The sequence below is a fragment of the Paraclostridium sp. MRS3W1 genome, from assembly GCF_032465715.1.
GTDB lineage: Bacteria > Bacillota > Clostridia > Peptostreptococcales > Peptostreptococcaceae > Paraclostridium > Paraclostridium dentum.
Genome location: NZ_JAWDJM010000037.1, coordinates 1 through 19221 on the forward strand (window position 1 = coordinate 1; position 19221 = coordinate 19221).

Genomic DNA, 19221 nt, shown 5'->3' on the forward strand with positions numbered 1-19221 from the left:
ACATATAACCATATGAATACTAAACAAGCTAGCAGTATTCCGTATATTATAGCTACACTAATACCTCTATTTAGCTTAAACTTATTTTGTAAAAAAGTCATAGGTTTATTAAGTATATAAGCAATTAAGAAACCTATTATAAAAGGAGTTAACACACCTGAGATTATTGTAATATTAGTTTTTGTAAATGTTATAATGTGATCAAAATTTTTGTAAAGTATAACTCCTATAAAAAATACTACAATAGGAATTATATACCGTACCGAATTTGAAATTTCGTCAAGTAATTTTTTCATATGTCCCCCTAAAAATAAATTTTGAAAATTAATATTCTATGTAGTATAACATTTTTTTTATTAACTTTAAACCACAAAAATATAACAAAAGTTTAAATGTATTTTTATTTATTTGAAAGATATAGGCCAGTTATAGTAAAATTAAGAAGTAATATAAACAATTATGATAAGGGTTGAGGATATTGAATAGTACTTTAAATAAAAGGCAAAGTAAAATTATTGATATATTAAAAAATAGTAAACAACCTATAAGTAGTAAGGCATTAGCGGAAGATATAGGTTGTTCTACAAAGACAATTCAAGTAGAAGTTAAAAATATAAACTCTATAATGGATAGTGTAAAAATAGAATCCGCAAGAGGGGTAGGATATAACTTAGTTGGAGATATAGGTAGTTTAAAGGATATAAAAGATGAATCTATAAAGGATGATTTTGATAGAATTAGTTATATACTTAAGAAAATAATCTTACTCTATAATGGAGATACATTAAAAATAGAAAGTTTAGCGGATGAAATGTATGTTAGCCTATCGACTATAAAAAATGACTTAAAAGAAGTAAAAAAAATTCTTAAAATGTATAATTTAAAAGTAATATCAAAGCATAAACTAGGTATTGGAATAGATGGAGATAAAAATAACTTAATTAGATGTATAATAGAAAGCAGCTTAAAGTATGAAGATTTACATATTGAAGATTTTTTTAGTGAATTTGTAAGTCTAAATATGATATCAATCCGAAATGAAATTTTAAATAAGCTTGAAAATGAAAATATTATTTTTACTGATTATGAGTTTAATAACATGTTTAATTACATACTTTTGTATTTATCTTTAGAAAACAAGATTGATTATAAAGATTATATAGATAAATATATAATTACTTATAAAGAAAAGGTACAAAATAAAAATACTGAAAGTACTAAAAATAAGGTGCTAAACTCTATAGATAAGTTTATTAAAAACTTAAAGCTTGCAACATCTATTGATTTAAGTGATGATGATGTTTTTAAGGATTATCTATGCAGACATATAATTAACTTTTGTATAAAAAATGATTTGAATATAAACAATCAAAGCATTATATCTAATGATATTAAACTTAAGTATCCATTTGCATTTGAACTAGCTAATATAGCTAAAACTACATTAGAAGAAGATTTAAATATAGATATAAATGAAAATGAAGTAGCAAACATTGCTATTCATATAGGAGGAGCACTTCAAAGAAGCTCAAATAATGAAAATCATAAAGTTTTAAAAACTATAATAGTGTGTGCATCAGGTATAGGAACATCAATGCTTATAAAGGCTAGGTTAGAAGCAAAGTTTGAAAAACGACTTGAAGTTTTAAAAGTTATTCCATCATATTTAATACATTATGTAGGTGTTATGGATGTAGATTTTATAATAGCTACAGTTCCTGTAGAAGTTAAAAATATTCCAGTGATTAAAATATCACCTTTTTTAGATGATAAAGAGGTAACTATAATTGAAAAATTCCTAGATACGGGAAACATATATTATAATGTTAATTTATCAGATATATTTAGCGAAGACTTATTTTTTATAGATTTAGATTTTGATAATAAGTATGATGTAATAAGTTATATGTCAGATAAACTATTAGAAAACAATTATATAGATGAAGAAATGAAAAATTCTTATATAGAAAGAGAAAAAATTGCTACTACGGAAATCGGAAATATGGTAGCTATACCTCACGGAGCACATGGTAAGGTTTTTAAAAATGCTATAGCTATAGGTATTTTAAAAAGAAGTATACCTTGGGATGTTGGACAAGTAAGACTTGTTGTAATGTTGTCTCTTCAAAAAGAAAGTATATTAAACTATGAAGATTTATTTTCTAACATATATAAAAGAATAGATTCTATTGCCAAGGTAATAAGTATATGTGAATCTAAGAAGTATGAAAAATTTATATCTATGTTTAAATAAAAGTAAATATATCTATTTCGACAAATTTCTCTTTTGATTAAGAGAAATTTTTTGTCTTTTAGGAAAATGTATTCAAGGTTATTATAAGTATATAAGATAACACTAGCGAGGTGATAATATGATTTACACAGTAACACTTAATCCATCTATAGATTATGTAGTAAAACTAGATGATTTAAAAACTGGAGAAGTAAATAGAACAAATGAAGAATATGTATACCCAGGTGGTAAAGGAATAAATGTATCTTTAATATTAAATGAGCTTGGATATAATAACAAGGCATTAGGATTTGTAAGCGGATTTACAGGAGCATATATAAAAGATACTTTAAGACATAAAGGTTTAGAAGAAGATTTTATAAATTTAGAAAATGGATTTACAAGAATAAATGTAAAAGTAAAAAGTAGCAATGAAACTGAAATAAATGGACAAGGTCCAATAATTAATGAGATGGCTCTAAATGAATTATATACAAGGCTAGATAAGCTTGAGGAAAACGATGTATTGGTTTTGGCAGGAAGCATACCAAACACATTAGATTCTTCTCTTTATGAAAACATAATGAAGAGATTAGAAAATAAAAATATAAAAATTGTAGTAGATGCAACTAAAGATTTATTGATGAATGTTTTAAAACATAAACCATTTTTAATAAAACCAAATAACCATGAATTAGAAGATTTATTTAATGTTAAATTAGAAAATATTGATGACATAATAGTTTATGCAAATAAGTTAAAAGAAATGGGTGCTAAAAATGTATTAGTATCTATGGGAAAAGATGGTGCACTTTTAATTAGTGAAAATGGAGAGATTTTTATAAGCAATGTTGCAAATGGAGAAGTTAAAAATTCTGTAGGAGCAGGAGATTCTATGGTAGCAGGATTTATTGCGGGATATTTAGAATCGAACTCTTACGAAAAAGCACTACAATTAGGAGCAGCTAGTGGAGGTGCAACAGCATTTTCGAATGATTTAGCAAATAAAGAATATATATACAAATTAATAGATGAAATCAAAATTGAAAGGAGATAAATTTTATGAGAATAGTCGATTTAATAGACAAAAGATCTATAAGCCTTGCTTTAAAAGCAAAAAATAAAAAAGATGCAATAGATAAATTAGTAGATTTAGTAAATAACAGTGGAAATTTAAATGATAGATTAGAGTATAAAGATGCCATAATAGCTCGTGAAAATCAAAGCACAACAGGTATTGGAGAAGGAATAGCTATACCACATGCTAAAACTAAAGCAGTTAAACATGCGTGTTTAGCAGCAGCAGTTTGCAAAAACGGTATAGACTACGAATCTTTTGACGGAAGTTTGTCTCATTTATTCTTTATGATTGCAGCTCCAGAAGGTGCAAATAATACTCACCTAGAGGTATTATCTAGATTATCTACAATACTTATGGATGAAGAATTTAGATCAAAGTTAATAAATGCACAAAATGAAGATGAGTTTTTAAATTTAATAGATTATAAAGAAAAAGAAAAATTTCCAGAAGAAGAAAAAGAAGAAGTTTTAGAACAAAGAGAAGTTAAAAATTCAAAATATCCTCAAGTTTTAGCAGTTACAGCATGTCCAACAGGTATAGCTCATACTTTTATGGCAGCTGAAAGCTTAAATAAGCAAGCTGAAAAGATGGGAGTTAGTATAAAAGTGGAAACTAACGGCTCATCAGGGGCTAAGAATATTTTAACTAAAGAAGAAATTGAAAATGCAAATGCTATAATAGTTGCAGCTGATAAAAAAGTAGATATGGCAAGATTTAATGGCAAAAAAGTTATAATAACTAAAGTTGCTAATGGAATTCATAAAGCAGAGGAATTAATAACTAAAGCTGTAAATGGAGATGCTCCTATATATAATCATGGAGGAAATGTAGAATCATCAGAAGAAAAAGAGGATGAAACTGCATTTAGAAAAGTATATAAGCACTTAATGAATGGAGTATCTAATATGTTACCGTTTGTTGTAAGTGGTGGTATATTAATTGCACTAGCATTTTTATTAGATAAGTATGCTATAGATCCAGCAAACTTTGGATCAAATACACCAATTGCTGCATTCTTTAAATCTATAGGAGATGTTGCCTTTGGATTTATGTTACCTGTACTTGCAGGGTATATAGCATATAGTATAGCTGATAGACCGGCATTAGTTGTAGGTTTTGTTGGTGGAGCACTTGCAAATGCAGGTGGGTCAGGATTCTTAGGCGCGTTACTTGCAGGATTTTTAGCAGGATATTTAGTTGTTGGTCTTAAAAAAGTATTTAGTGTATTACCAGATTCATTAGATGGTATAAAACCTGTATTACTATATCCACTATTTGGGACACTTTTAATGGGAGTTATAATGACTTTTGTAATAGTACCTCCAGTTGCAGCATTAAATGCTGGGATAACTAATTTATTAAATGGACTTGGAACAAGTTCAAAGTTAGTTCTTGGATTAGTACTAGGCGGAATGATGGCTATAGACATGGGTGGACCTATAAACAAGGCAGCTTATGTATTTGGGGTAGCATCACTTCAATCAGGTCAATATGAGATAATGGCAGCGGTTATGGCAGGCGGAATGGTACCACCATTATCAATAGCTCTTGCTACAACTTTCTTTAAAAATAGATTTACAAAAGAGCAACAAGAATCAGGAAAAGTTAACTATGTAATGGGATTATCATTTATAACAGAAGGAGCTATACCATTTGCAGCGGCAGATCCTTTAAAAGTTATACCAGCTTGTGTTTTAGGATCAGCTACAGCAGGAGCTCTTAGTATGATGTTTAATGCAACACTTAGAGCACCTCATGGAGGAATCTTCGTAGTTCCAGTTGTAGGTCATCCTATAGCTTACTTAGGAGCTATAATAGCAGGATCTTTAGTAGGTATGTTTGCACTAGCATTATTAAAAAAACCTATAGAAAATTAGTATAAATTAGAATAATAATTAATAAAAATATAAGAATAGACTATGGAGAGCATTTTATCCATAGTCTATTTTGCGTTTGCCTTAAAAAAATAATTTTATATAAAATTATATTAAAAAGACCAAGTGTAACAAATTACGACAACATGGTTTTTGTATAATATTATCAATGAATTAATACGTGGAGGAAAAAATATGAAACAGAAAAAATCTATAGGAATAATTATAAGTAGTTTACTATGTGCATTCATGTTAACAGGATGTACAAATAGCAATCAAAGTGTAGATAAAAGAGTAAATATAAATAACAATGCAGAAAAATCACCTATAGAGGTTGACGATATAGAATTTGTTGGGTTAGAAATATCACAGCCAGATTCAATCGGTCAGAGATATATAAAAACAAAGGTAAAAAATAATTCAAACTTAACAATAACCAGTATAAGGGTTGAACTTAAAATAGGAGATAAAGAAACTACTTATATAGCATCAAACAAAACACTTAATCCAGGACAGACAAGTGATGATATAAAATGTTTTGGTCCAAAAAGTGGGGATATAAGTGATATAGAAGCTAAAAGTATAAATATTAAAGTAAACGAAGATGGTAAAATGGTGTTTGTAGACTATGATACAAAATTAGGCGAGTATAATGTTTTAGAAGCTAATATAGAAAAGGAAGAAGAGTAATTACTACTTCTTCCTAATATAGTAAATAACCATTAAAAATGCTCCGGTCATTGCATATATCATATCTTGCATAGTGTCTTTTAATCCACCAGCTTGAGTTGTCATATTAAAGAACTTGTCAAGTAAATATTCTACTATTTCGCAAAGTCCAGACACTCCTAATGAAAAGAAAAAAATGACTATGAAAAATAATATTTTGTCTATTAAAGTTGGGGTGTTATAGTATTTTAAAATATTCCAACCTATTTTTAAACTTATAAAACCTGACCAAAAATGAAGAAAGCTATCATAAGGTTTAAATATATCGTACATTCTATAACATGAACCTATTAAAAATGAAAAAAGTACAAATAGATTTCCGGCTACATACAATGGTGTATCTATTACGTAAAAGTTTTTCATGTAAGCTTTTGTAAGTATAAATAGTATGATTAAACATAAAAAACTAATAGAACTTTTCCCATACTCTTTAGTAAATAAAAAGTAACCTATAGAAAAAATGTATATAGCGTAAAGTAAATATCTAAATATTTTCAAACTATTTTTATTCATAAGCATACCTTCCTATATAAAAAATATTTATAACTAGTATGTGTACGTTATCTAAATTTATTACATATGTAAAACACATGAAATGTTAAATGAATGTTAAAAAATAAAAACATGTTACAGATCTGTTGCAAAAACAAAAAAAAAGTATATAATAATTTATATAAATAATTTAGTACTCCTTGAAGGGGAGTAGCTTTCGTTAAAAAACGATAATCAATCGCCAATTTCGGATTTAAAGATCCCGGTTGATTAGCAAGATAAACCTTGTTAGCGAGACCTTCAAGTAAACTTTATTTTGATTTTAAAATAGAGTTTGCTTGGAGGTCTTTATTATTTAAATAAATTAGGTGGAGGCAAATTATGTTTTACAAAAAAAGTATCGATGAAATATTAAGTCAATTAAACTCAAGTTTAAATGGTTTAAGTTCAGACAAAGCACATGACATACTATTAGAGCATGGATACAACGAGTTAAAAGAAAAAGAAAAAACTCCTACATGGAAGTTATTTTTAGAAACTTTTAAGGATCCACTAGTTATCATATTATTAATAGCGGCATTGGTTCAAGCGTTCTTAGGAGAAGCGGTAGAGTGTGGAATAATATTTGCGGTTTTAATTTTAAACTCTATATTATCTGTAGTTCAAACGAAAAAAGCAGAAGGATCTTTAGCAAGTCTTAAAAAATTATCAGTTCCAAATGCAAAAATTATAAGAGATGGTATAAAAGTTACAGTTCCATCAAGAAATGTAGTACCGGGGGATATAATAATTTTAGAAGCTGGTGATTATGTACCAGCAGATGGTAGAATTTTAGAATCTCAAAACTTAAAAGTTGTAGAGGGAATGCTTACAGGAGAAGCAGAACCTGTGTTAAAGCATGAAGAAGTAATAAGCGAAGATGTAGCATTAGGAGATCAAAAGAATATGGTCTTTAGCGGATCTATGGTAGTTTACGGTAGAGGGACATATTTAGTAACTCAAACTGCTATGGACACAGAAATGGGTAAAATTGCAGATTTACTAGAAAATGCAGAAAACAAGCAAACACCACTTCAGATAAAACTAGATGAGTTTAGTAAAAAATTAGGTGTAGGTATAGTAATATTAGCAGCTTTAATATTTGGAATAGAAGTATTTAGAGGTGGGGCAGTAGTAGATTCGTTTATGTTTGCAATAGCTATAGCAGTTGCAGCTATACCAGAGGCGTTATCTTCTATAGTAACTATAGTCTTAGCAGTTGGAACTAATAATATGGCAAAGAAACAAGCTATAGTTAGAAAATTACCAGCAGTTGAAACATTAGGATCAACAAGTGTTATATGTACAGATAAAACAGGAACATTAACTCAAAATAAGATGACAGTTGTAGATGACTTTACTTACAACCCAGAAAAAGCACTAGTAAATGATGAGTGTTTTGAAACAGCAGCAACAAAAGAATTAACTAAACAAAAGAGTTTCCTTATATTAAGCTCAGCACTTTGTAATGATTCAGATAAAACTAATGAAGGCGCTGAAATAGGGGATCCTACAGAAATAGCACTTATGAATTACACTAACAAAAGTGGATTTGATTATAAAGAAATAAGAGAAATAAATACTAGATTAAGTGAATTACCATTTGATAGTGATAGAAAACTTATGACTACTGTTAATAAGGTTGATGGAGAAGTAGTTATGTTTACAAAAGGGGCTCCGGATGTAATCTTTAATAGATGTAAGTATGCATTAGTAGGAGACGAAGTTGTAAAGGCTAGTGATGAGATAATTGATGAATACAAGAAAATGAACGAAGAGTTTTCTAATAAAGCATTAAGAGTTTTAGCATTTGCAACAAAGAGAGTAGAAAATGAAAGTTTTGTACCAACAATTGAAGATGAAAACAACTTAACTTTAATCGGACTTACTGCAATGATAGATCCTCCTAGAGAAGAAGTTTATGAAGCAGTAGAAAATGCTAGAAAATCTGGTATAAAAACTGTCATGATAACAGGAGATCACAAAACAACTGCAAAAGCAATAGCTGTAGATATCGGAATATTTGAAGATGGAGATATGGCTTTAACAGGTAGTGAATTAGATGCATTAACTGATGAAGAGTTAGATAGAGATTTAGATCATATATCAGTATATGCAAGAGTTTCACCAGAAAATAAAATAAGAATAGTAAAAGCATGGCAAAGAAAAGGAAGAGTTTGTGCAATGACAGGAGATGGAGTAAATGATGCTCCAGCTTTAAAACAAGCAGACATAGGTATAGGAATGGGAAGTGGAACAGAAGTTGCAAAAGATGCATCGGATATGGTTTTAGTAGACGATAACTTTGCAACAATAGTAAATGCTGTAGAAGTTGGTAGAACAGTTTATACAAATATTAAAAAATCTATAATGTATTTATTCTCAGGAAACTTAGCGGGAATAATAGCTATATTATTTGCAGTATTTGCAAACTTACCAAATCCATTTACTACAATACAATTATTATTTATAAACTTAGTAACAGATTCATTACCAGCAATAGCACTAGGTCTTGAAAAACCAGAAAAAGGAGTTATGAAGGATGCTCCTAGAGATCCAAATGAAAGTATCTTATCAAAAGGTTCTTTAGGATTTGTTGCAACTAGAGGGATTATAATAGGTGCTGTCACAATAGCTGCACAATTTATAGGAATGAAACATTCACCTGAATTAGGAGTATCAATGGCATTTGCAACTCTTACATTATCAAGAATAATGCAGACATTTGCATCAAGATCAAATACAGAAACAATATTTGAACTTGGAATTAAAAGTAATAAATATGTATTAGGTGCAGTTGGAGTTTGTTTAATAATGTTCTCTTTAACATTACTACCATTTATGAGAGAAATATTTACAATGCCAAGTAGCTTTAACTTCACAACTTTAATGACTTGTTTTGGTCTTTCAGTACTTGCAACTTTAGCAATGGAAGTTAGTAAAGTTATAAAAAGAAAATAAATTCATATACTTTATAAATAAAAAATTTGGAGGTATATATATGTATGAGTTTATAGTAATGACAATAACGACTCTTATATTAACTTCTCCAACCATTTTTATAAAGTATATAATAAACCATATGATGAGTATAATTAAATTTTATATTTGTTTAGAACAAATAATAAAATTACAATTAGAAGTTTAATAAAAAGAGTATCGAAAATTTCGATACTCTTTTTTACGCTTAAACAAATTATATCTAATAAAAAATTATGAATAATCTATGAAACTTAGTTATATCAATACACTGTGTTTTAGCGTGAAAAAGTTTTTGAGCAACGGACGAAGTCGTTGGCGACATGATCGAAGAGAATTTTTGAAACAACGTATTGCAAAAATAAATTAAACGTATATAATGTTTATATAAATATATATTAAAAAGAGATTATAGACCCCTAAGTGAATTTTAAAGAACATAAAATTTTGCTTGGGGTTTTTTTATATTTTAGCAAATTTAGCTAATAATTTTATTTAAATTAATGTAGGTGGAGGAAGTATATGTTTTATAAAAAAAGTGTAGAGGAGACTTTAAGCCAGGTAAATTCTAGCTTAAAAGGATTAAGCTCATCTAAAGCAAGTGAATTGCTAAAAAAGTATGGGCCAAATGAATTAAAAGAAAAATCCAAGGTGCCTATTTGGATGTTATTCCTAGAAACATTTAAAGATCCATTGGTTATTATTTTATTAATAGCAGCACTTGTGCAAATATTTTTAGGTGAAGGTATGGAATCTTTAATTATATTTGCAGTACTAATCTTAAATTCAATATTATCTGTAGTACAAACTAAAAAAGCAGAAAGTTCACTTCAAAGTTTAAAAAAACTATCAGTTCCAAATGCAAAAGTCATAAGAGATAATAAAAAAGTTACAGTTAATTCAAAAGATATAGTGCCAGGAGACATAATAATTTTAGAAGCTGGAGATTATGTTCCTGCTGATGGAAGAATTATAGAATCTCAAACGCTTAAAGTTGTAGAAGGAATGCTTACAGGAGAAGCAGAACCAGTTTTAAAACACAACAAACCAATATTAAAGGATGTAGCATTAGGGGATCAAAAAAATATGGTTTTTAGTGGCTCTATGGTCGTTTATGGAAGAGGGGAGTATGTAGTAACACAAACTTCTATGAATACTGAAATGGGAAAAATAGCAGATCTACTTGAAAATGCAGAAAGTAAGCAAACACCACTTCAAATAAAATTAGACGAGTTTAGTAAAAAACTTGGTGTAGGTATAGTAATATTAGCAGCTTTTATATTTTTAATAGATATATTAAGGGGAGCTAAACTAATTGATTCATTCATGTTTGCAGTTGCTATAGCAGTTGCTGCAATACCTGAAGCATTATCATCTATAGTAACGATTGTTCTTGCAGTTGGGACAAACGTTATGGCTAAAAAACAATCAATAGTCAGAAAACTACCAGCAGTTGAAACACTAGGATCAACAAGTGTAATATGTACAGATAAAACAGGAACTTTAACTCAAAACAAGATGACAGTTGTAGATACATATGTATACAATCCAGAAAGAGCATTAGCATACAATACTAGCTTAGAGGTTGCAGCAGCAAAAGCATTATCAAAACAAGATGAGCTTATAATAATGTGCTCAAGTTTATGTAATGATTCAGATATAACTAGTGAAGGTGTTGAAATAGGTGATCCAACAGAAATTGCTCTTATAAATTATGCAAATAAAAAAGGTTTTGATTATAAACAAATAAGAAATGAAAATATTAGGATAAGTGAATTACCGTTTGATAGTGAAAGAAAGAGAATGTCTACGGTACATAAGTTAGATGAAGATGTAGTTATGTTTACAAAAGGAGCTCCGGATGTAATATTTAGTAGATGTAAATATGCATTAGTAGGAGATGAAGTAGTTAAAGTAAATGATAAAATTTTAAATAGATACAAGCGTATGAATGAAGAATTTTCTAATAAAGCATTAAGAGTTTTAGCTTTTGCTAGCAAAAGTGTTAAAGATGAAGGTTTTATTCCAACACCAAATGATGAAGAAAATCTAACTTTAATAGGACTTACAGCAATGATAGATCCACCAAGAAAAGAAGTTTATCCAGCTGTTAAAAATGCTAAAAAATCTGGTATAAAAACTGTTATGATAACAGGGGATCATAAGACAACAGCAAAAGCTATTGCTAAAGATATAGGGCTGTTTACAAGTGGAGATATGGCATTAACAGGGCATGAATTAGATGCATTAACTGATGAAGAGTTAGATAAGGATTTAGAAAAAATATCAGTGTTTGCAAGGGTTTCACCAGAAAATAAAATAAGAATAGTAAAAGCATGGCAAAGAAAAGGAAAAGTTTGTGCAATGACAGGAGATGGAGTAAATGATGCTCCAGCTTTAAAACAAGCGGACATAGGTATAGGAATGGGAAGTGGAACAGAAGTAGCAAAAGATGCATCAGATATGATTTTAGTAGACGATAACTTTGCAACTATAGTAAATGCAATAGAAGTAGGGAGAACTGTTTATACAAATATTAAAAAATCTATAGCGTATTTATTCTCAGGAAATTTAGGAGGAATAATAGCTATATTATTTGCTGTAATTGCAGGATTACCAAATCCATTTACTACAATTCAGTTACTATTTATAAACCTTGTAACAGATTCATTGCCAGCGATAGCACTAGGACTTGAAGAGCCTGAAAAAGGTGTTATGGATAATCCGCCAAGAGATAAAGATGAAAAGATATTAACTAAAGATACAATTGGATTTGTTTTAACTAGAGGATATATTATTGGGGCAGTTACAATAATGGCTCAATTAATAGGGCTTAGATATTCTCATGAATTAGGTGTTGCAATGGCATTTTCAACACTTACACTTTCTAGAATAATGCAGACATTTGCTTCTAGATCTAATACTCAATCAATACTTGAATTAGGATTTACTAGCAATAAATATGTGTTAGGTGCAGTTTGTATTTGTTTGACAATGTTTATGTCAACGCAGCTTCCTTTTATGAGAGAAATATTCAATATTCCTTATAGCTTTAACTTTAATATACTATTAATTTGTTTTGGTCTTGCAGTTTTATCCACATGTTCTATGGAGATAAGTGAGTTTTTAAAAAGAAAATAAAAATGATTTTAAATAAAAATAAGGCTGAATAATAGAAGTTAAAATATCTATATTCGGCCATTTTATTTTTTGGCTATGTTATACAATTGTGTGATTAATATACAGAAAATAGGTTATAATATAGGTATTAACTATACTTCACCATATTATATAGAAAGGATTACTTATATTATGCAAAAAGTAGATATAAAAGCCATAGTTAAAAATTTGAATAAAGAAGAACTTAGAGATTTAATTTCTGTAGCACAAGGAGTTTTAAGTGCTTTATTTAGCTCTGATGAAATCAAGGATAATATTAAGGAAAGTAGATTTTCTAAGGGATATGAATGTCCTAAATGTCAATGTAAGGATGTTAATAAAAATGGAAAGACTAGAGGTAGACAAAGATATATTTGTAAAAGATGTCGTTGTTCTTTTGATGAGTTTACTATGTCTCCTTTCTCTAGCACTAACTTAGGATTAGATAAATGGCTTAAATACTGCGAATTAATGATATTAGGACTTTCTATAAGACAATGTGCAACTGAAATTGGAGTTGGAGTTAAAACATCTTTTTATATGAGACATAGGATTTTAGATGTTATTAATCTATCATTAAAAAATGATATGGTTGAAGGTATTGTAGAAGTAGACGAAGTTTTTATTCGAGAATCATATAAAGGTAATCATTCAAAGAGTACTACTTTTAAGATGCCTAGAGAACCTAGAAAAAGAGGTAAAGGAAAAAAAGATAAGAAAAAAAGAGGTATTTCTAATGACCAAATTTGCATTGAAACTGGTATTGACCGTAAAGGAAATATAGTAATGGGAGCAGTTTGTAATGGTAGAATTACAACTAATGATATCGTTAGATTTTTTGATGGAAAAATAGGAGAAGATGTTACTTTCGTAGTTGATAGCCACAAATCTTATTTTAGTATAAATAAAGACCTAAATGTTGAATTAAAACGAGTTCCTAGAGGTAAATCTATGCTAGATAGTGTTTACCATCTACAACATGTAAATTCTCTTCATAGTAGCTTTAAGAGATGGTTAATGCCCTTTAATGGCGTTTCTACTAAATATATTTCTAATTACTTGGCTTGGTTTAAATTCTTACAATTAAGCAAGAAGAACAAAAAGAATGATAGAATCAAGGATATGTTGGTTAATGTAGCAACTAAAGAAACTTGTATAACTATAAATACTATTAGGAATAGATATATTGAATTAGCTTAAAGCTAAGAAACCCTTAATAAGACGGTTTATTGATTGAAATATTATTTAACAAGTTATATAATACAAGTAATATAAGATAGTTCGCAATTGTTATATAAATTTGAAAGGGAGGAAGGCATGAAATCTAAATATGAGAAAAAATCATATATACAGGTAATATGTTTTGGTGCAATTATTGGTCTGATTACTGAGTTATTGAATTTTTATCCTAATGATGATTTGTGGGGTTGGAGTTCTATTGCAGGCTCTTTTGGATTTTGGATATTCTCAACAACGTTTGTGATTTACTTTAGTTCTTCTAATAAAAATGCAATGATAAATACCTTCTCATATTTATCGAGTATGTGTATCAGTTATTATTTGTTACAAAGTATCATTGATTTTTTTACCCCAAATGTAACAGTTGATAAGTTTCTCCAATGGAATCATCTATTCCACTGGATTGGTATAGCTGTTCTTTGCGGACTTGTAGCTTATGTCTTGTTCTATTGGAACAAAAAGACAGTTTGGGGTAGTGTGTTGTATGCACTTCCTGTTGCGGGTATGTTAGTTGATACGATTAACAACTGCATGAAGTTCTACTATTCGCATACAAATTTAGCAAACAGCATTTTGGGTATTATATTTCTTCTCATTATGTTCGTGGTGCTATTTAAGAAAGTAGATAAGAAAGGGATATTTGTGTTTGTCTTAATCGTTGTTGCGTTAATCGGCTTCATACTGTTCCCAACGACTTCTCAGAGTATTACAATGGAATCTACTATCACTTGCGAATTAGGCGGTGAAACTGAGGTGTTTTACATAAAAATGAGGGATGACGGTAAAATATTAGAAATTGAGGGTGATGAAACAGTTTATGAGGAAATAGATATTCATTCCTTAAAAACTATTCCAGAGGTAGTCCATGCATTGCAAGACTATTACGAGAGCAAAGGCGGAGCATGGAAGATGGAATAAATTCCAATATGCCGAACAGAGTAGGACTTTGGTCCTGCTTTTTTCGTGCCTGAAAATAAGCTCAAAACACCCTGAGGTTATTTCTGTTTGGGATTCAAAATGGAACAATTCTCAAAAAGTGCTTATATTACCGAGAAAATCGCCATCCCTCGAATTTAGAAAAAGTCATAAATTATGAGGAATAATATTAATTTATTTATCACATAATTGTCTAACATAGCCTATTTTTTTATATTAAAATAAATAGTATGTATTATTTATAGAAATTAAAATATAAATTGATATAATTATAGTTGAGAGTAGATTTTGAATAAGGGGGTATGTGATATGAGAGATAAAATTATAAAAAGCGTTGAAAATATTAAAGATGAAATGGTTAATTCAATTATTGAAAGTGTACAAATACCAAGTGTAATTGGTGAAGAAAGTAAACAGTATCCATTTGGAAAAGATATAGATGATGTACTAAACCATATGTTAGATTTGTGTGATAAATTAGGATTTAAAACTTATAAAGATAAAGAAGGATATTATGGCTATGCAGAAATAGGAGAAGGAGAAGAACTAGTAGGAATTTTAGGGCATTTAGATGTAGTTCCAGCTGGAGATTTAAGTGCATGGAATGTAGAACCTTTTAAGGGAACTATAATAGATGGTAAGCTTTATGGAAGAGGAACTCAAGATGATAAAGGACCTACTATTGCGGCTATATATGCAACAAAGGCAATAATAGATTCAGGCTTTAAATTAAATAAAAGAGTTAGATTTATTTTTGGAACAGATGAAGAAACTTTATGGAGAGACATGGCTAAGTACAATGAAAATAAAGAAGAGATACCTAGTTTTGGATTTACGCCAGATAGTGCATTTCCTTGTATAAATGCTGAAAAAGGATTATTACAATGTATATTATCATCAAATAAAGCATCAAAAGTAAACTTAAAAGCAGGAGATGCTTTTAATGCAGTTCCAAGTAAAGCTACATATAACAGTATAAATTTAGTTGAATTAGAAAGTGAATTAAAAAAATTAGGATTTGAATATAAGAAAGAAGAAAATGCTATAACAGTTGTAGGAAAAAGTGTACATTCGCAAAAATGTAATGAAGGTATAAATTCTATATCTAGGTTGTGTATAGGTCTTAAAAATATCGGAATAAACACTCCAGCTATAGATTTTATATCTGAAGTAATAAAAGAAGATGCACATGCAAATTGTATATTGCCAAATTGTGAAGATGTATCAGGTAAGTTAACTCTTAATTTAGGAAAAATTGATTTAAATGAATATGGTGAAAAAATTTACTTAGATGTTAGAATACCTGTTACAGTTGAAAAAGATGAATTTGTAAGTTCATTAAGAGAAAAAGCGAATAATTATGGATTAGATTATATTGAATATGATTGGCTTAAATCAATATACATACCTAGTGACCATTTTTTAATAAAAACCTTGAGAAAAGTATACGAACAAGAAACAAATTGTGATTCAACACCTATGGCATCTGGAGGAGCTACTTACGCAAGAGCTATAGATAACTGTGTTGCATTTGGAGCAATATTCCCTTGGGGCAAAAAGACAGAACACCAACCAAATGAATATGTTGAAATAAAAGATATAATAAAAGCTACTGAAATTTATGCGCTTACATTATATGAACTAACTAGATAATTTGATGTATAATAAATAAGGGACCTTTCTAGAAGTGAAAGGTTCCTTGTTTGTAATAAAAATAAAAAATAATTAATAATAGTTAAAAGGAAGGGGATGATTAGATGTTAAAAAATGGAGCAGTTGTGTTTTTTTCAGGAACAGGAAACTCTAAATACATAGCTAAGATTTTCAAACAAGAATTTGAAAAACTAAATATAAACTTGGATGTCATAAATATAGAAAAAGAAAGTGGATTAAAAAAAGAATATGATTTCTATGTGTTTGGAGGTCCTATACATGCAGAGATGTTACCAAGAATACTTACTGATTGGATAAATAAAAATATACCTAATGAGCCTAAAAAATGTATAGTATATCACACACTAGCAGGAGATAAACATAGTGAAGGTAGAGTTTATTTAGCAAAACTATTAAATAAAAAAGGGTTGGATGTAGTTATAAATACATCTATACAAATGCCTAATAACTATTATCATAAATTTTTCAAAAGAGATACAGATGAGGAGATAAAAAAAGTTTTAGATTTAGCACCAAACAAGGTAAAAGCTATTGTTAAAGATTTCATAAATGATAAAAGAAGTGATATAAATTATAAAAAAATAACTGTTGGAACAAAATTAGTTTATGATAGTTTTTTAGTTTACGCTAAAAAATATGCAAAAAGAAATTTTTCTGTAGATACAAGTAAATGCATAAATTGTAAGATATGCGAAAAAGAGTGTCCTACTAATAATATATCTATGAATGAAAAAAATATAGAATTTTATAACAAGTGTATAGGATGTGAAAAATGTATTCACAGATGTCCGACAAATGCTATTTTATTTAAAAATGAGCCTTTTATACCATATAAAATTGAAGATTATATATAAAAAGGAAAATGAAAGGAAAATTGCAAAATATTACAGAAATGGAACAAAAACGACAAAAATGTAGAAAAATATTGTAAAAATGTGTACTATAAATATCTAAAGGGTATAAAACCCTTATAAAAGATATTAGGTGGTGCAAAAATGAACAAGAAGATAAAAATAGTTATTTGTATGATGATTATTTTAATAATAGGATTAGGTGCTAAGTTTGTATATGGAGAAGCTGAAGATCCAATGCATAAGAATTTTAAGGATCATGTAGTTTTTTATCCTCAGCATCAAGATGATGAAACTCTATGGGGATCAAGTGCAATTATAGAAGCTATAAGAGAGTGTGGAGCAGATAATGTATATGTTGTATTAGTTTCAGATGGTTCAGGTGTAAATGTATTTAATCAACTTGAGCAATTTAAAGGGATAAGTAGAAAAGAAAAAGAAATTTTAAGAAATAATGAATTTAAGGCAGCATTAAATAGCTTAGGAGTTAAAAATAGTAATATAAGAATTTTAGCAGATGAAACAGAAAAAACAGGAACTCACTATGATTTAATGGAAAAAACTATATTAGATTTTGAAAATAAGTTTGGTAGTGTTACTCAAGTTTCACAGCATTATCAGTATGATAATCATCCAATGCATAGAAAAAATGGAGTGGTTTTAAAAAGACTTAGTGATGAAGGAAAAGTAAAAGATGCTAGATATTTTGTAAAACCAGCATATGTAAAAGATATACCAGAAGATCAAAGGGATATATACACAGCAAATAATGAAGAAGATAAAGCAAAAGTAAAAGGTGCTTTAGATGCATACAAAACAAAAAATGAAAAAGAACAACTTTATGGAATTGGATATATGTCAACTCATAAATATTTTGATCATTTATACAATGATCCTCAATATACATCAGTATTAAGTAGATACTAATAAAAAACTATCTAAAATTATTTAATTTTAGATAGTTTTTTTTATTAGTTTAATGTGGCAATTAAATAAGAAATGAATATTTATAAATAAGAGTGAAAAAATAAGTACACTTAGTAGTAAATCATAAATTTTTTAACAACGACACTAGGTGGTGGATAATATGAAAAAAACAAATATTAGAATAGGTGTTCTAATATTAATTATTTTTATAATTGGGCTTGGAGTTAAGTTTCAAGGGTTTAAAAGTGAAAAACTTGAACATAAGAAACTTGGTAGTCATGTAGTTTTTTATCCTCAACATCAAGATGATGAAGTGCTTTGGGGAGGAAGTGCAATACGTAAAGCTATAAATACTTGTGGAGAAGACAATGTATATATTGTATTAGTTTCAGATGGGTCAGGAGTTAATGCATTTGATCAAATGCCAGAATTTAAAGGTATAAATAGAAGAGAAAAGTGTTGTTTAAGAAATAATGAATTTAAATGTGCTTTAAAAAGTTTAGGAGTAAAAAGTAGCAATATAATAATTTTAGCTGATAAAACAAAAGAAGAGAAGCCACACTTCGATCTTATGGAAAATACGATATTAGATTTTGAAAATAAATTTGGCAGCGTTACTCATATAGCTCAACACTATAAATATGACAATCATCCAATGCACAGAAAAAACGGAGAAGTTTTAAAGAAACTTAGTGATGAAGGAAAAGTAAAAGATGCTAGATACTTCCTTAAACCTTCGTATGTTAAATATATTCCCCAAAGCCAAAGAGACGTGTACTTATCAGAAACTATAGAAGATAAAGCTAAAATAAAAGGTGCACTTAATTCATATAGAATAAGAAATGAAAAAGAAAAGCTTTATGGAATCGGATATATATCAGCTCACACGTACTTTGATCATTTATATAATGATCCTCAATATAAATCGGTGCTAAGCATTTACTAGAAAAGATGCATATAAGTAAATTTAAAAATTTACTTATATGCATCTTTTGATTTATACAAATT

The 19221-nt window shown here is 28.6% G+C and carries 14 protein-coding genes and 1 pseudogene; 13 read left to right on the top strand and 2 right to left on the bottom strand.

The features are described 5' to 3' along the window. Positions 1-296: pseudogene (locus tag RWY47_RS02895) on the bottom strand (hypothetical protein); the annotation flags it as partial. 182 nt (positions 297-478) lie between these two features. Between RWY47_RS02895 and RWY47_RS02900 the strand changes: the two are divergent. The 4 genes from RWY47_RS02900 (at position 479) to RWY47_RS02915 (ending at position 5878) form a co-directional block, all read left to right on the top strand. Continuing rightward, the gene (locus tag RWY47_RS02900) at positions 479-2254 is read left to right on the top strand and encodes a BglG family transcription antiterminator (RefSeq protein ID WP_224170333.1); all 1776 of its coding nucleotides are present in this window, start codon (positions 479-481) and stop codon (positions 2252-2254) included. 118 nt (positions 2255-2372) lie between these two features. Beyond that, the gene (gene pfkB, locus RWY47_RS02905) at positions 2373-3290 is read left to right on the top strand and encodes a 1-phosphofructokinase (protein ID WP_224170332.1); all 918 of its coding nucleotides are present in this window, start codon (positions 2373-2375) and stop codon (positions 3288-3290) included. A gap of 5 nt (positions 3291-3295) precedes the next feature. Next, the gene (locus RWY47_RS02910) at positions 3296-5191 is read left to right on the top strand and encodes a PTS fructose transporter subunit IIABC (protein ID WP_150842517.1); all 1896 of its coding nucleotides are present in this window, start codon (positions 3296-3298) and stop codon (positions 5189-5191) included. A gap of 192 nt (positions 5192-5383) precedes the next feature. Beyond that, entirely contained in the window at positions 5384-5878 is a 495-nt protein-coding gene (locus RWY47_RS02915; RefSeq protein WP_150842518.1) for a hypothetical protein, read from the top strand. A gap of 3 nt (positions 5879-5881) precedes the next feature. Here RWY47_RS02915 and RWY47_RS02920 read toward each other — a convergent pair whose 3' ends face one another. Further along, positions 5882-6430 (bottom strand): hypothetical protein, encoded by a 549-nt coding sequence (locus tag RWY47_RS02920; protein WP_224170331.1) that lies wholly within the window; start codon positions 6428-6430, stop codon positions 5882-5884. 360 nt (positions 6431-6790) lie between these two features. Between RWY47_RS02920 and RWY47_RS02925 the strand changes: the two genes are divergently transcribed. The 9 genes from RWY47_RS02925 to RWY47_RS02965 all read left to right on the top strand — a co-directional run bounded on the left by RWY47_RS02925 (position 6791) and on the right by RWY47_RS02965 (position 19159). Continuing rightward, positions 6791-9409: a cation-translocating P-type ATPase gene (locus RWY47_RS02925; RefSeq protein ID WP_207744970.1), complete on the top strand. Its 2619-nt coding sequence runs from the start codon at positions 6791-6793 to the stop codon at positions 9407-9409. Between the two features lie 40 nt (positions 9410-9449). Next, positions 9450-9596, top strand: a complete 147-nt coding sequence (locus RWY47_RS02930) for a hypothetical protein (RefSeq protein WP_021429219.1) — start codon at positions 9450-9452, stop codon at positions 9594-9596. Positions 9597-9949: 353 nt separating this feature from the next. Next, a complete protein-coding gene (locus RWY47_RS02935) occupies positions 9950-12568 on the top strand; it encodes a cation-translocating P-type ATPase (RefSeq protein WP_025161390.1) in 2619 nt (872 codons plus the stop codon). A 171-nt stretch (positions 12569-12739) separates the two neighbouring features. Then, positions 12740-13786 carry an IS1595 family transposase gene (locus RWY47_RS02940; protein ID WP_055304869.1) on the top strand — a complete coding sequence of 349 codons (1047 nt, stop codon included), beginning with the start codon at positions 12740-12742 and terminating at the stop codon, positions 13784-13786. 117 nt (positions 13787-13903) lie between these two features. Continuing rightward, positions 13904-14743: a DUF6518 family protein gene (locus RWY47_RS02945; protein WP_055304871.1), complete on the top strand. Its 840-nt coding sequence runs from the start codon at positions 13904-13906 to the stop codon at positions 14741-14743. Positions 14744-15070: 327 nt separating this feature from the next. Next, on the top strand, positions 15071-16414 hold the full coding sequence (locus RWY47_RS02950; protein WP_224171091.1) for a M20 family metallopeptidase: 1344 nt from the start codon (positions 15071-15073) through the stop codon (positions 16412-16414). Positions 16415-16518: 104 nt separating this feature from the next. Next, positions 16519-17289, top strand: coding sequence for an EFR1 family ferrodoxin (locus RWY47_RS02955; RefSeq protein WP_224171090.1), 771 nt, complete (start codon positions 16519-16521; stop codon positions 17287-17289). Between the two features lie 141 nt (positions 17290-17430). Continuing rightward, complete coding sequence (locus RWY47_RS02960; RefSeq protein WP_021429133.1) at positions 17431-18213, top strand: PIG-L family deacetylase; 783 nt, start codon at positions 17431-17433, stop codon at positions 18211-18213. A gap of 160 nt (positions 18214-18373) precedes the next feature. After that, the gene (locus RWY47_RS02965) at positions 18374-19159 is read left to right on the top strand and encodes a PIG-L family deacetylase (RefSeq protein ID WP_224171089.1); all 786 of its coding nucleotides are present in this window, start codon (positions 18374-18376) and stop codon (positions 19157-19159) included. Positions 19160-19221: the final 62 nt, after the last annotated feature.